The organism is Agrobacterium vitis (assembly GCF_037039395.1).
GTDB lineage: Bacteria > Pseudomonadota > Alphaproteobacteria > Rhizobiales > Rhizobiaceae > Allorhizobium > Allorhizobium vitis_E.
The window spans coordinates 375,865-390,914 of sequence record NZ_CP146241.1; the positions used below are offsets into that span (position 1 = coordinate 375,865).

The following is a 15,050-nucleotide window of genomic DNA, read 5'->3' on the forward strand; positions in this document are numbered from 1 at the left end:
CAAAACCGCTAGACTTATCTTCAACCTTTATTTGCAATCCTCCTTCCATGCTGCCACGCGATTACAGACTGCACGAGCTGAATGAGGACGAGTTTGAAAAACTCGTTGTGCGTATCTGTGTCCGGTGGCTTGGAGAGGGCGTTTCTCCCTTTGCGCCCGGCCGCGATGGAGGGCGCGACGGCAAATTTTGCGGCACTGCCAATTCCTTCCCCAGCATGGCCGCGCCGCTCTCTGGCCATTGCGTGCTGCAGGCCAAGCACATCAGCGCCCCCAACAAATCGTGCTCGGACTCCGATTTCGCGACCCTGCTCGGCAAGGAACACGCCAAGATCAAGCGTCTGAACGGCGAGGCTATCTGCGACCACTATCTCGTCTTCACCAATCGGAAGTATTCCGGCGGCGCTGACGAAAAGTACATGAAGGACCTTCTGGTGCTTGGCGTCACGTCTGCGCATATCATCGGCGTCGAGCGCCTTCATCTCGCATTGGACGACTTCGCCGACATCCGCGAGACCCTGCCCAATCGACTCGATTCGTCACCCTTCAGGTTCGAACCGGACGACCTGGTCGAGGTCATTGGCGCGCTTAACGCGTATACGAAGGACGACGGCGACAGCGCATTTCAAAGCGCCTTCGACTTCGAGAAACTCAAGATGCCGTTGAAAAACAAGCTCAACGGGGTCTCAGATGCCTATTATCAGCAGGTGATCGTCGCGCAATCGATGCCGCATTTCGACCGCGTTGCCCAGTTTCTGCAAAACCCGCGTAACCAGGACTTTGCCGCCCTCTACCATGATTCCGCCGACGAGCTTAAGCAGAAGATTATCGCCAGGCGAGAGCAGTTTGGCGCTTTCGACGATATCTTCCTGTTCATGTACGAGCAAATTCAGCAAAAGAGAGAGGCACTCAAGGGCAAACGACGCCTGATCACCATCCTGCTGCACTATATGTATTTCAATTGCGATATCGGCATCAAGCAACTGGAGGAGTGCGACGATGTCGTCCACGCTGACGCCTAAGAAGCACCTCAATCTCGATACGTCGCTGCTGCGCGTTTTCGCGCTCATTCTTCGGGAGCTGCAGAAACGTGGCGTGTGCGAGTTCGAGAAATTGCGCTCAGTCGTCATCCGTCGCGTCGGCCCCGACGGCGAACTCTCCTTCTTGCCAGCGCTGGATCTCCTATTTCTTCTCGGACGCGCCGAATACCACCTCAAGAACGATACGCTCGAATACAAGGCGGACTGACCATGCAGATCAGCCAACTTTATTCGAACCTTCCGGACATCCTCTCGCCCATCGTCTTCAATCACGGAGCCGATGCCAGCCGGCTCAACGTCGTGCTCGGTGAGGTCAAACATCCCAAGGATCGGAAGAAGGATTCGCATAATCTCGGTAAGACGACCCTTCTTCATCTTATCGATTTCCTGATGCTCAAGGGCTGGTCGCAGGACAGTTTCCTCTATCGACATCGTGATCGTTTCGCCGACTTTGTCTTTTATCTGGAAATAGCCCTGAACAGCGGCGGCTACGCCACGATCCGGCGGAGCGTGTCGGCGCCGACGCGGGTCGCTCTCTCGCGTCACGACACGCCGAAAGCGGATTTCAACGATGTCGCCGACGACGCCTGGGATCATCCGGATCTGCCGATCGACGAAGCCATCAAGCTCCTTGACGCATGGCTCGATCTTCGCGCGCTGAAGCCCTATGACTATCGTAAAGCGATCACCTATTTCCTCCGGGCCCAGGGTGATTGGAGCGATGAGCTTCAGCTGCAGAAATTTCAGGCAGGACGGGATCTCTATTGGAAGCCGTTTGTCGCCCACCTATTTGGCTTTAATCAGACGCCGATCGTTCGCAAATACGAGCTCGATGAACTGATCCAGAAGCTCCAGGAAAAACAGGGTGAACAGCAAGCCGAGGTTCAGTTCAGAGAGGAAGACCTTCCAAAGCTGGTCGCGGAGCTCGGTGTTCTTCATCAACAGGTTGATGACCTGGAGGAGCAGCTCGATGCGTTCCGTTTCGATGATGAAGAACGCCGGATTATGCGTGATCTCGTCGAGACAATAGAAAGTGACATTGCTGAGCTGAACCAGCAGATCTACAATGCGCGTTACGATATCGGCCAGATCGACAGTTCGCTGAGCCACAAGGACAAGTTCGACCTCGACGAAGTCCAGTCGATCTTTACAGAAGCGCAGCTCCATTTTCCGGCGCAGTTGAAGAAGCAATATGGCGAACTGGTTGAGTTCAAAAAAAAGTCACGCATGAGCGTAATGCGGCGCTGCGTAAGCGGCGTAAGGATTTGGAAGCCGAGCTCGCCTCTGCGGAGGAACGAAAGGCGTCCCTTGACGACCGGCGTGTGCAACGGCTCAAGCTTCTCCGATCGACGGACACCTTCGATAAGTTCAAAGTCTTGCAGAAGGATGTCGCGCGCCAGCGGGCCCAGCTCGTCTACATGGAGGAGCAGCGCAAGAAGCTTGAAATCGTTGTCGAAACTGGCGTCACGACACGAACGTAGTGAATCTGTCCGACTTTTGAGAACATATCCGGAACTCAAATCGGTTTAACCGTAGAGGTCGTTGTTTTTTCGGCCCTGAGAGCTTCGTAGAGGGCGGTTTTCCCGATTTTCACGCGGGCCGCAGCTTCCCGGACGTTCAAACCAGCCGCCAGATGCTGGCGGGCTTTGGCAAGTTTGTCCGGGGTTACGACGACTTGTCGGCCACCGCGTCGGCCGCGTTCCTCTGCGGCTTGCAGACCGGCACGTGTTCGTTCTCGGATCAGATCGCGCTCGAACTGTGCCAGCGCGCCGAACAGGTGGAAGACCAGGCGACCGCCGGATGTCGTGGTGTCGATGTTTTCGGTGATGGATCGGAAGCCGACGCCTTTGGCTTCCAGTTCGGTGATGATCTCGATGAGGTGCTTCATCGACCGGCCGAGGCGGTCGAGCTTCCAGACTGTGAGCGTGTCGCCGTCGCGAACGTAGCGGATCGCCTCAGCCAATCCGGGCCGGTCAGTCTTGACGCCGGATGCCTTATCCTCGAACAGCCTTTCACAACCTGCTTTGCGCAAAGCATCGAGTTGCAGCGCTGTGTCCTGCTCGCCGGTGGAGACTCTTGCATAGCCGATAGAGGTCATGAGACGTGGTTTGTCCGTTTTTCCGTTGAATTCGGACATTGTCCGATTTGCCGTTTCATGACAAGGTTTGCGGACAAAAACTGTGGATGCCGCGAAACGTTCGTTTGTCGGACACGCATTTTCCGTTTCGCTGCACTCTCCGCGGCGAAACGGGAAGATCAGAGAATGGCGAGAAGAGCCTTACTGAGCGAGGCATGGTGGCAACAGGCGACGATCATCCCGGATAACGAAAGGGAGATCGCCAAACATTACACGCTGGATCGATCGGATCTCGACCTGATCATGCGACAGAACAAGGCCTCGAACAGACTGGGCCTCGCCTGTGTTCTGGCCACGCTACGACACCCTGGCCGACCGCTTGCGGATGGCGAGGTGCTGCCGGCTGGCGTCTTACGATTTCTGGCGCGGCAGATCGGCGTCGATCACCATGAGATCGGTCGTTATTTCGAGCGCCCACAGACGCGGCGCGAGCATCTAGCCCTGCTTCTCGACAGAATGCAGATGCGTCCGTTTGTGCCTTCGGACGTGCGGGCACTCACAGGCTGGTTGACACCTGCCGCGCAAACCCTGCGCCAGGCCGATGTATTGGCGGATATGGTCGTGGAAGAACTGCGACGCAGCGGAATTCTCTTGCCAGCGCGGCCAGCGCTCGAAGCCATCATTCATGTGGCGATCAGGCGCGGCATTCGTATTGCTCATCGGGCCTTGGCCGGCGGGATCTCAGAAGGCCAAAAGCTCGATCTGGACAAGCTTCTCGATCCGCGTGAGGGGACAAGCGTGACCATTCTTGCCTGGGCGAGAACGCCGGCATTGTCTCCAGCCGCCGTCAACCTCGACAGAATTGCCGAGCGCATTCGCTTTCTCCGGTCTCTGAACTTGCCGACGACGTTGATGGATCGAATTCCGGCCAAGGTCTTTAACGAATTTGCTGCAGAGGGGACGCGAATGAGCGCGCAGCATCTGCGCGACCTTAACACCGAACGCCGACATGCTGTCCTGGCTGCAACAGTGCTCCACCTTTCCCGCCATCTCACCGATTGCGCGATCGACATGTTCAAGAAACTCATGGGCATGCTGACGCGGCGAGCCAATAACCAGGCGGCGGCTCGCGTCATCCGATCCGTTCGGGAAGTGCAGACGCCGTTGAAGGACGTTTCAAAAGTCTGCCATGCGATCATCAAGGCCAGAGAGAAGGGTGAGGACATGGCCAAAGCGCTTGATCTGGTCATCCAGTGGCCAGCTTTTACAACCAGTGTCCAGGCGGTCGATACGCTGATCGCGCCGGATGTTATCGACGGTAAAATCGAAATGCTCCAGCGCTATCCGACGATCAGGAAACTGGCGCCACAGTTTCTCTCCACTCTCGTGTTCCGCGGTCACGCAGTGGCGGCGAACCTCTTGCGGGCGCTATCCGTGGTCGCGGGTCTATATAGTACGGGCAAAAGGACCATTCCCGACAAGGCACCGATCTCCTTTGCGCCGAAGGGCTGGATGCCTCTCATACTCAAAGATGGAAAGATTGATCGCAGGGCTTATGAGCTTTGCCTGTTCAGCGAATTGAAGCGCCGGCTCGATGCGGGCGATGTCTAGGTGGAAGGAGCCAAACGCTTCCAGTCTTTCGAAAGCTTTCTCATTCCCACGCCGACATTCGAGCTGATGCGTGAGGAAGGACCGCTTCCAATCGCCGTTGATACCGATGTCGAGACGTATCTTCGCCAACAGTGCCAACTGCTGAACGATGGACTGGCTGACCTCTCGCGTCTGGCCGCAGCCGGCGAGCTCGACGATGTAGAACTGACCGGGGCGGGGTTTAGCGTCACGCCGCACAAGGCTATGTTTCCGGATATCGCCAAGTCGCTGAAGCTAAAGGTGGAAAGCCGTCTGCCTGCGATCCGCATCACTGACCTTTTGCTCGAGGTTGACGCCCGAACGGAATTTTCGAACGCCTTTACCCATTTGCGCAGCGGTCGGACGGCTGACAACAAGCTTGCGCTCCTCACCGCCATCCTGGCGGACGGCATCAATCTCGGTCTCACGAGAATGGCGGACGTTTCCCCCGGCATTACGATGCGCCAACTCGCCTGGGCGCACGATTGGCATATTCGCGAGGAAGGTTACACGGCCGCGCACGCCATTCTCGTCAACGCGCAGAGGCAATTGCCTCTGGCAAGCTTGTGGGGCGATGGAACAACGTCATCCTCCGATGGCCAATATTTTCCGGCGGGCGGACACGCCGAGGCGATCGGCGACCTCAACGCCCGCTATGGTCCCAACCCCGGCGCCAAGTTCTACCGGTTCACCTCTGACCAGTACGGCGCTTTCTACATCATCGCCATGAATGCCAATGCGAGCGAAGCCATCTATGTCCTCGACGGGTTGCTCTATCATGGCAGCGATCTCGCCATCGAAACCCACTATGTCGATACCGGCGGGGTAAGCGATATGAGCTTCGCCCTTTGCCATCTCGTTGGTTTCCAGATTGTACCCCGCCTGCGCGGTCTCAAGGATCGCAAGCTCTATCTCTTCCCAGGCGACACGCCTCCCGAAAACCTTGCATCGCTCGTTGGCGAGCCCATCAACGTCGAGCGGATCAAGGCAAACTGGAACGACATCCTGCGGCTGGTCACGACGATCCGGTCTGGGCAGGTTCGGCCTTCGACCCTATTGGCAAAGCTGTCCGCATTCCCACGCCAGAACGGACTGGCGTTGGCGCTACGCGATCTCGGTCGCATCAATCGGTCCATCTTTCTGCCCCAGTGGTGGCAGAGCCCCGAAATGCGCAGGAACGCGACGGCCGGCCTCAACAAGAGCGAATCCCAGAACACCTTGGCCCGTGCGCTGTTCTTCAACCGTCTCGGAGAACTGCGAGACAGGACCTTCGAGAGTCAATTCTACCGGGCGTCCGGGCTGAACCTGCTGATCAATGCCATCGTCTACTGGAACACTCTCTATCTCGAACCGGCCTTCGCCGAACTCAACCGGGAGGGTATCGCAACGCCGCCCGACCTAGTCAAACACATCACCCCGCTCGGGTGGCAGCACATCAGTCTCACTGGCGATTACATCTGGACCTCGACGGAAAGCCTCGATCTCAGGCCGCTACGGCGCGAAACATCCATCCTCGCAGCGTGATCACCATACGTTCTCAAAAGTCGGACAGATTCAACACTTTCGTGTCGTGACGCCATCCAATGCATGTATGGCTTCACCAGCGGTGCCCGCGATGACCTTCTGATGAAGCGGCGCATAGCGATCGGTGATCGTTGTGTAGATTTTCACGATTGGATCACGACCATAGTGTCCGTTGATTGTACCGCCAGCTTCACCCGGACCACCGAGATAATAGGCCTGACCATCGGCGGAAGCGCGCGCGCCTTCGCCAAACCAGACCGATAGCGGCTCGGCATGAATTGCATCCGTCATGCTCGCCAACGCGGCGCGGTAGGTGTCTTCTCGCATATGCCATGTCTGCATACGCAGCAACGCCCGCCGGGTGACCGTACCGCACATTTCAGCCATTCGTGACAGGCCGAGATTGGTCGCTTCGGCTATCAACGTGGCCATGAAGGCGCGGTGATCCACAGGTGGCAATCCGGTGGAGACATGAGAGAAATGCTCGGTGAAGTCGGTCCAGTGGTTGACCTGATCGAGCAGGTCGGTAATCCGCACACGCGGCATCATGGCGTATAACCTCGCCGTGAAGGCACGCGTTTGTTCCTGCTCGTTGTCGCCTCTGGGCTCCTTGGGGAAGCGGAGCTTTCCATCGGCGAATAGCGCTGCATCCTTGCCAGACAGATGACGTTCCGTGTTCAGAAGATTAGCATCGAGCGCAGCCATACGGTCTGCAAGATAGTTTTCGGCATTGAAAGTGGGAACCGGAGCGACCGGTTGCGCCGGAGTTGCCGGCGAGGCGGGTGCGAGAAGCTTTTCGAGCGGGCGGTGAATTCGCGATGTCTCGACCCACACGCTGCCGCTCGCAAGCGCATTGGCCAGGATGAAGTAGGTGGCCAGTTCGTAATAGGAGCGGTCAATGGAATTGTCGGTAAAGACATGTCGGGACCAGCGCCGCTCCAGATGGCCGAGCGGAACCTCGGCAGGTAGCGGTTTACGACGGTCACCACCAATCCCGCCCAACACTGCGATTGCGGCAAGGAGCGGCTGCACGGCGGGGCCGCCGTCAAACGCAAAACTGCTCAGGAACCGGGCACCGATTTTCTTGAACACGTGGTATTCGGGTGCAAGTTCGCCGAGAACGTCCGGCCTTCCTGGGCGAAGTGTTCGTCGGATGATAGCCGCATCGTCTGCGATAGTATCCAGGGGCGCGATCACAGCGACGGCAGCAGTGACATCAGCTTCGGATCGCACAGCAGTCACCACAGCATCAAGTACTTTGGCTATCCGAAGAAGCCGGACCCGCCCCTGTTCCGCAGATGCTGCTATCGTTTCCTCAAGCCGCTTTTTGGCGCGTAAATTGGCACGCCCAACGAGCGACTGAAACATCGACAACGCCGCATCGGTCAAGGTAGTAGCCAACTCGCTCAAGGTCGCCATCATGACCGCATATCGGCGTGGTGCATTCATCTGCTGGAACGCTTGCGCCGTATAGAGGCCTCCTTCTCTTGCCATTTGAGCCATGCGGTGATTGAGGTGGAGAGGCAAGCGCGCCGGTACATCACCGACAATGTTGCGGACAAGCTCGAGCTTGTCGAGAATCTCAGCCAGCGATCGTGCACCTACACCTCCAGCCGGCGCACGCAGCCATGACAAGCGACTTTGCTGGCGATGAACCTTGGCGGATAAAAGCACGTCCATCTGATCGCATTGTGATGGAGATAGAAGCGCGCCGATCTCGGCAATCGCTGCGAGATCAGCAGAATGCATCGCCGTGGCGGCTAAACGTTCGACGACGCTGATACCTGGAATAATGATCCTTCCGGACCGCATCCGTTCGATCAGTCGATCGAGAAGCACCCGGCCATCGGTCAAGCCGACAGCTTCGTCTTGAGCCCAAGCGGTAAGCTCGTCCCGTAATGGGCGGCTCAAATCGCGGAAGCCGTGGCGCAGCTTGATCGAGGTCAGCTGTTCGTATCGCGTTGCGCCGCGACGGGCAAACATCGTGATGACATCAGCGTCGGCCTGAACCTGCTCCGCAATATGATCGAGCATGATGCCTGGCAGCAGTTCGCCGCGGCTGAGATACCGACCAGGGAACCGCAGGCAGCAAAGTTGGAGCGCATAGCTCAGCCGGGTCTCCGGCGTTCGGCATTGATTGACGGCGGCAAGATCATCTGGGGTGAGCATATGGTGAAGCAAGAAGCTCAGCTTCCGTCTCCGGCAATGTCAGCAGTGCATCCCTCTGTTTCTTGGTCATGGAAATTCGTGGTGGCATTCCAATTCCTTTCAAAAATTACTTGCCTTACGAGACAATATTGAAAGAGGATTGTGAAAGGAGTTTCATCCTGTTTTGCCAGCAAGATCGGCGAAGTTCCGCAAACGACCGTTTATGAAAGGACCTTGATGCTGATCGGCTACGCCCGGGTGAGCAAGGGAGACGAACAATCGAACAAGGCGCAAGGACGTGCCCTGTCCGAAGCTGGCTGCAAGCGCGTGTTCGAAGAGAAAGCTTCCGGCGGGCGATGGGACCGGCCTGAATTGCACCGCATGCTCGATCAACTGCGCGATGGCGACACCGTTGTTGTCTGGAAGCTGGATCGTCTGTCACGCTCGCTGAAGGATGTGCTGCACCTGATGGATCGTATTGCTGCATCAGGTGCCGGTTTCCGGTCCCTGACGGAGGCGATCGACACCACGACACCGGCTGGGCGCATGATGATGCAGATGGTGGGCTCTTTCGCCGAGTTCGAGCGCGCCATGATCCGGGAGAGGACCACATCGGGTCTTGCCCAGGCACGTGCCGAAGGACGAATTGGGGGACGTCGTAAGAAGCTTGACCCGAAGAAACGCCGGGAAATTGCCGAGAGCGTCTTGTCAGGCCGCAAAAGCGGCGCCGAAATGGCGAGACTTTACGACATCAGCGAACCGACGGTTTCGCGCATTGTCGCTGAACATCGCCAGAATATGGAGACCATCCATGCCGACTAGCCATGATCTTAAAGGTCTGATGAAGTTCCTTGCCCGGGAAGAATGGCGCGAATGCTTCGACGAGGTGTTTGCTGGCCATTTCGGGCCGGTGCTGGAAGCTGGCGACATGGACTTCGAGGACCTTGCCGAGATCATTGGTGACGACTGGGCTATGACGCTCTGGGGTTGCGCTTTCGAGGATTTCCTGACCCAAGACTTCGAGGTCGAGGGCGGCAATATCGTCGACGAATATCTCAAACGTCGCGGCTGGAAGGAAAATGCTCAGGTAAAGGCTTACATAAAAGCGCTGAGGACTTCTGTGATGAGCCTTTATGAAGTCAGCGAGATCATTCCGGGTAAATCGCTCACCGCGCGAGACCTCATTCGCGGCGGTGAGCCAATCGCGGTCAGTGAGGGAACAGCGACCCAAACGCTGAAACAATGGGACCGGATCGCAGCCCGCATCGTACCCGTCATGGGCAAAAATGTCTTTGCCGGAGGGCTTCTGCCGTTCACGCCGCAGGCTGCCGATGCGCTGTCCGATGGCCTGCGACAGATGTTCGGCAAAAAGAATACGAAGAAACTGCCGGTCATCAAGGACGAGGAACTTCAGTCTGCGGCACCCATGTTCACGCTGTCATGGCTGTTCGATACGATTGAGCGCGCTATGGGGCTGCCTTCAATGCAGAACGCAGACGGTGAGGAGCTCATATTCTACGACGTCAGGTTTCCGCTCGCTTCCGGAGTTACCCAGAAGGATGTTGCGGCACGGGTGAGCAACATTCCCGGCGTGGAGCAGGAAGATGTAAAATTCTGGAACTGGCTCGAGCAAAAGCCGAAGCATGGTGCCGGCAAGCGAGCTAGACCGTCCTCCGACGCCACGATGGACAACGGCGCGCGCGTGCTGGGAAATATCGAGTTAAAGGGAAAATTCCTCCATCTGTCGACCAACTCGGCCGAACGCGCTCAAATGGGAACGATACTGATCCAGCAGGCTGTCGGAGATCTCGTCCGCGTTCCGCTGACCGAAATCCGCACTGTCGAACAGATGATGGCTGAGCGACCGACGAATAAAGAAGAAGACCCTGCGTCTGAAATCCCGCCCGAAATCGCCGAGCATGTCATTCACCAGTTCATGGACCGGCAATATCGTGAAACTCTTGATCAACCAGTGGGTATGCTCGGCAACAAGACGCCGCGACAGGCCGCAAAATCAGCCGCTGGTCGCAAGAAGGTCGCCGAATGGCTCAAATATCTCGAGAACCAGTCGTCCCGGCAACCAAATCCGGCAGATCCTATGGCGACATACAGTTTTGAGTGGATGTGGCACGAACTTGGCGTCATCAATCTGCGCCAATAACCGCTATCGTATATCTGTGTCCCAATAATGTACTGGGGCCCATTACGGCATCTAGGAAAGCCACGCGCAACCGCGATGTCGGATTTGGTCTCTTGGGTCAGCCACTAGGTGCGATAACCATAGGGACTTGTGATCTCCTTCTCCTCTATCCGTTCACACAAAAGCACGATCGCCCGAAAACATAAATTTTGGTCGGTTGAACTAATATCGCGCTGCATTTGTAATTGTGCATCGCTGACGTTGCCGGCTCACACGCCTATGAAAGCTTCCATCCCCTTGTCCGTCTGAGCAATCGGGGCGCTGCGGCACGACCCTTGCTTATGGTGGACGCAGCCTACCTGTTGGCGCAATGTCGAAAAGCGTATAAGCGATTTGGGTAGGGAAGCACATCAGCCGTGCGGTACGCACTGTCAGCACCCGACGGTTCATGCTGAAGCTTTTCGGGATGACCTAAAATGAAAAATGCCACTGAAGAATATATAATGGATATGCGCATGAAACAGTCGACTGCGTTTCAAATATCGCCGATGTCCTGGATCTTACGAAGACGACAGCCTTTGAGGCGTTACGAACACACACTTAAATCTCCGCGGCGCCCGCCACGGCAGTGCTCGCCGCTCGTAGCATAGTAGCTTGCTCAGGCGATGCATGATCAGCCATTTTGTCTATGCTGGCGATTTCGTTTCTTTTCGATACAAACCGCGATATCCTGACCATTGCGATCCTACAAGCCACCACGCGCAGTCAAACAACACTCGGCGACTGGAAACATCGTTGGAATGCCAGGGCTGTGTTTCATTTGAAACAAACTGAGTCGACGTCTGTGATTTCAAACCCATTTACAAAGCCTACCGTGCGGCCTAAGAGTCGGACTCGAAAAGCCTTCAATGATATCGATACCTTGCAAGGCGCCGAGTGATCAGGCGAATGTGGGCGATCATGATCCATGCCTGTGAGGAGGCGATGGACTTTTCTACGTCTTTTGCCAGTCTTCGGCATCTGCCAAGCCAGGCGAAGGTCCGCTCGACGACCCAGCGTCGTGGCAGCACGTCAAAGCCTTTCGCTTTGTCCGAGCGCTTGATGATCTCGACCGTCCAGCGCCCGATCTTCTTCAGTCGCCGCTTCAGCTTGTCGCCTGCATAACCACCATCGGCGAAGACATGCAGCAACCATGGCCACCTGTGGCGAATGGATTTCAGGAGATCGGGAGCACCGTCGCGATCCTGGATGTCGGCGCTGTGCACCATGAGGCCGACCATCAGGCCGAGCGTATCGACGATGATATGGCGCTTGCGCCCTTTGACCTTCTTGCCCGCATCGTAGCCTCGTATGCCGCCACTTTCCGTGGTTTTCACGCTCTGGCTATCGATCACGCCAGCCGTCGGGCTTGCCTCTCGGCCCTCCAACTCGCGAGCCTCCATCACCAGATGATGGTTGATACGTGTCCAAAGTCCCAGTGCACGCCATTCATAGAAATAACGCTGGACGGTTGAACAGGGCGGAAAGTCCTTTGGCAGCATGCGCCACTGGCAACCGGTCGTGGCGATGTAAAGCAGAGCGTTGACGACCTCGCGCAAATCAGTGGTGCGGGGACGGCCCAAGCGGCGGGGTATCGGCAGAAAAGGCTCAACCAAAACCCATTCCCGATCCGTCATGTCACTTGCGTAGCGTGCCGTGCGCCGGGCATAGTGCCGACGGGTGATTTCAGTCCAGGCCATCGTGTACTCCATCGAATCTTCGCAAATCCGAAGGAATCATAACCTGTTGAAATCACCCACCTCTTTTTGAGGCAGCCTCTGAGATACATTACCGAGGTGAGCGTTACCTATGGCAGGCTGGCGGGCCTCCGCCGCCTTTGTTCAGGCGCGTTGATCAAGGATGGCAAGCTTTGATAAACGACGGTTACGTGCACGAAGGTATTCAACTGCTTGCGCCGGCTAAAATCACAAAGTTGCTTCGGTCGCGCCGCTTTGACGAGGCTCGTGAGGCTTGGCAGGCTTGGCTGGATTCGTTTCGCGACGCCTCCTTTTATTCAGCCTTGGTCACCATCTTTACCGGACCGCGGCCGCCAGGGCGCGTTCCCTGGAAAAGGCCAGAAGACTTTGAGCTTTTCGGATCTCTGGGGATTGGATCTGGAGGCTTTTTACCTGTGTACCAAGCCGCCTTTACCGAGATACTGCGTCTGGTGATCAACGGGTACGAGGACGACCAGCGCATGATTATTGGAGGGATTTCCCTTTTAGTGAAACGGTTTGCTGAACAGGAATTTCACGGTCTGAGTTTGCGGCAGCGTGTGCGCAACGGTCATGTCAGCGGTATCTCCAAACAGGGTGGCCAGATACTTGTGACATGCTCAGGAGGGCAGGTCGAGCCCTTTGACCGCGTCATCGTCACCACAAGCAATCGGACCATGGAACTGGCCCATCGTCTTACGACGGATGAAACATTTCTTAACAATGAGGTTTTGCGAGCGGTCAGACGGACCCACCTTACCGGATCTTCCAAGCTGTTTATGCTTACGGAAAACAAGTTCTGGTTAAAAGAGGGCTTGCCGACAACTATCCTGTCTGACGGCCTTGCTAGGGGGGTCTACTGCTTAGACTATCAGCCAGATAAACCTGATGGTAAGGGCGTGGTCCTGTTAAGCTACACATGGGAAGATGATGCAAACAAAATGCTTTCCATCCTGGACAAAAAAGAAAGGTGCCAGCGTCTGGTCGATGATCTGGCCACAGTTTGCGGTGATTTCGCCCGCCATTTAGTTCCGGCGAAAGGTGACTATGAACGTCACGTCCTGCAGCACGATTGGCTAATGGATCCCTATGCAGTAGGTGCTTTTAAGCTCAATTATCCTGGGGAAGACATCTTTTCACAGCGGCTATTTTTCCAATTTGCTACCGCAAAAAGACCGGAAGAAGACACGGGCCTTTATCTAGCAGGATGTGGATGCTCCTTTACCGGCGGCTGGGTTGAGGGCGCAGTACAAACGGGCTTGAATGCCGCGTGTGCTGTCATACGCAGCTGTGGCGGCCAACTCTTACAGGGGAACCCTATTGATGAGATGGATTCCGCTTATCGATATTGAGAACCGGTAGATTTATCTTCCTTTAAATAAGGCTACTTAAATGTTTGCAACGTCTAATATCGAGAAGATTTGCCATCAAATACACGCCAGGGAAACTTCGGTGTTGGAAATCAGAGAATCGACATTAGCAGCGATGCTGCGACACAGTCAGCTCAATTGTTTCATCCAAGAACGTGGCATTGAGCAATCTTTTACCAAGCCGGATGCGGCCTGTGTGGACGCTCCACTTTTTGGGATACCGGTCTCTTTCAAAGATAACATCTGTGTTGAAGGGCAACCGGTCACCGTCGGGACGTCAGCAATGGCGGCCTGCATCGCTCCGCGTGATGCTGAAATTGTCAGGCAGCTGAAAGCCTTGGGAGCGGTGGTCTCCGGCAAGAACAACATGCACGAGCTGAGTTTTGGTATCACGTCGGTAAATGCCCAATGGGGAACCGTAGGAAACCCGGCAGCGCCTGGCTATTGCGCTGGAGGTAGCAGTGGTGGGGGTGCCGCCGCTGTGGCTGCAGGAATTGTGTTGTTGGCAGTTGGTACCGATACTGGTGGTTCGGTAAGGATACCTGCATCTTTTTGCGGCATCACCGGTTTCAGGCCCACAAGCGGGAGATGGTCATCGTCCGGCATCATTCCGGTATCGAGAACCAAAGATTCGCCCGGTTTGCTGACTCGAAGTGCGGCAGATGCCCTTTTTGTCTATAGCCATCTCTCATCGGACGAACCGATGACGGCTCCTGATAAGTCGCCTTTGCGAATAGGCCTGCCGTCTTCACTATGGACCGGGCTCGACGCCGACGTCAAGTCGGTTTGCCGTGCAGCAATTGATAGCTTAAAGTCTGTCGAACATCAATGCGTGGAGGTAGACGATACCTCGATACTTGAACTGAGCCGGACGATCACCTTTACGGTCCCGCTCTACGAATTCTTCTTGGACTTCCCAAGGACATTAGTCTCGCTAGGTTGGGAAGAAAAAATTTCTGAGGTTTTCGAGGATATTCGCGACGAGAACGTTCGCGGTATAATTCATGCGCACTTGGGTGGTGGGCTAATTACGCCCGCGAATTATGCTGAGGCAATTTCCAATGTCGGACGATTGCGGCGGAAAATTAATGCGCTTTTTGACTTGGACGATATTGATCTGCTAGCTTATCCGACGGTCCCCCAAGCGGTACCGCTTGTTTCTGAGGCCGCGCACCCAGACATCTTTGCTGAGTGCATCAGAAACACCGACCTCGCCAGTAACGCGGCGCTTCCGTCGATTACTATCCCGGTTGCTCCTAAAGGCGCTCTCCCAGTAGGGTTAAGCTTTGATGCTGCATGTGGGAAAGATCGATACCTCTTGGAAGCTGCCACGGGTCTCGAGAAAGTGATAAGCTATAAGTAAGGCTTGAA

Annotated in this window: 9 protein-coding genes and 2 pseudogenes; 8 read left to right on the plus strand and 3 right to left on the minus strand. The window is 56.0% G+C overall.

Going from position 1 to position 15,050, the window contains the following annotated elements:
- Window positions 1–47: 47 nt before the first annotated feature.
- Genes V6582_RS01705 through V6582_RS01715 form a run of 3 tightly spaced genes read left to right on the plus strand, consistent with a single transcriptional unit; the run spans window position 48 to window position 2,567 of the window.
- Entirely contained in the window at window positions 48–1,019 is a 972-nt protein-coding gene (locus V6582_RS01705; protein ID WP_156634703.1) for an ABC-three component system protein, read from the plus strand.
- Entirely contained in the window at window positions 997–1,245 is a 249-nt protein-coding gene (locus V6582_RS01710) for an ABC-three component system middle component 8 (RefSeq protein WP_104680555.1), read from the plus strand. The genes V6582_RS01705 and V6582_RS01710 overlap by 23 nt, the downstream gene beginning before the upstream one ends.
- A 2-nt stretch (window positions 1,246–1,247) precedes the next feature.
- Window positions 1,248–2,567: a hypothetical protein gene (locus V6582_RS01715; protein ID WP_156634704.1), complete on the plus strand. Its 1,320-nt coding sequence runs from the start codon at window positions 1,248–1,250 to the stop codon at window positions 2,565–2,567.
- Here V6582_RS01715 and V6582_RS01720 read toward each other — a convergent pair.
- Window positions 2,554–3,135, minus strand: a complete 582-nt coding sequence (locus V6582_RS01720) for a recombinase family protein (RefSeq protein WP_156634705.1) — start codon at window positions 3,133–3,135, stop codon at window positions 2,554–2,556. The genes V6582_RS01715 and V6582_RS01720 overlap by 14 nt on opposite strands.
- Window positions 3,136–3,300: 165 nt before the next feature.
- Between V6582_RS01720 and V6582_RS01725 the strand changes: the two are divergent.
- Window positions 3,301–6,267, plus strand: a pseudogene (locus V6582_RS01725) (Tn3 family transposase).
- A gap of 30 nt (window positions 6,268–6,297) precedes the next feature.
- Here the strand turns inward: V6582_RS01725 and V6582_RS01730 are convergent.
- Window positions 6,298–8,436 carry a Tn3 family transposase gene (locus tag V6582_RS01730; RefSeq protein WP_349508849.1) on the minus strand — a complete coding sequence of 713 codons (2,139 nt, stop codon included), beginning with the start codon at window positions 8,434–8,436 and terminating at the stop codon, window positions 6,298–6,300.
- Window positions 8,437–8,652: 216 nt separating this feature from the next.
- Between V6582_RS01730 and V6582_RS01735 the strand changes: the two genes are divergently transcribed.
- Both V6582_RS01735 and V6582_RS01740 read left to right on the plus strand, forming a co-directional pair.
- A complete protein-coding gene (locus V6582_RS01735; protein WP_156634709.1) occupies window positions 8,653–9,237 on the plus strand; it encodes a recombinase family protein in 585 nt (194 codons plus the stop codon).
- The gene (locus V6582_RS01740) at window positions 9,227–10,576 is read left to right on the plus strand and encodes a hypothetical protein (RefSeq protein WP_156634710.1); all 1,350 of its coding nucleotides are present in this window, start codon (window positions 9,227–9,229) and stop codon (window positions 10,574–10,576) included. The genes V6582_RS01735 and V6582_RS01740 overlap by 11 nt, the downstream gene beginning before the upstream one ends.
- Window positions 10,577–11,460: 884 nt before the next feature.
- Here V6582_RS01740 and V6582_RS01745 read toward each other — a convergent pair.
- Window positions 11,461–12,294, minus strand: coding sequence for an IS5 family transposase (locus V6582_RS01745; protein WP_156634951.1), 834 nt, complete (start codon window positions 12,292–12,294; stop codon window positions 11,461–11,463).
- 77 nt (window positions 12,295–12,371) lie between these two features.
- Here V6582_RS01745 and V6582_RS01750 point away from each other — a divergent pair.
- Window positions 12,372–13,661 (plus strand): annotated as a pseudogene (locus tag V6582_RS01750) (NAD(P)/FAD-dependent oxidoreductase); the annotation flags it as partial.
- Window positions 13,662–13,701: 40 nt separating this feature from the next.
- Window positions 13,702–15,042: an amidase family protein gene (locus tag V6582_RS01755; RefSeq protein ID WP_156634936.1), complete on the plus strand. Its 1,341-nt coding sequence runs from the start codon at window positions 13,702–13,704 to the stop codon at window positions 15,040–15,042.
- Window positions 15,043–15,050 lie beyond the last annotated feature (8 nt).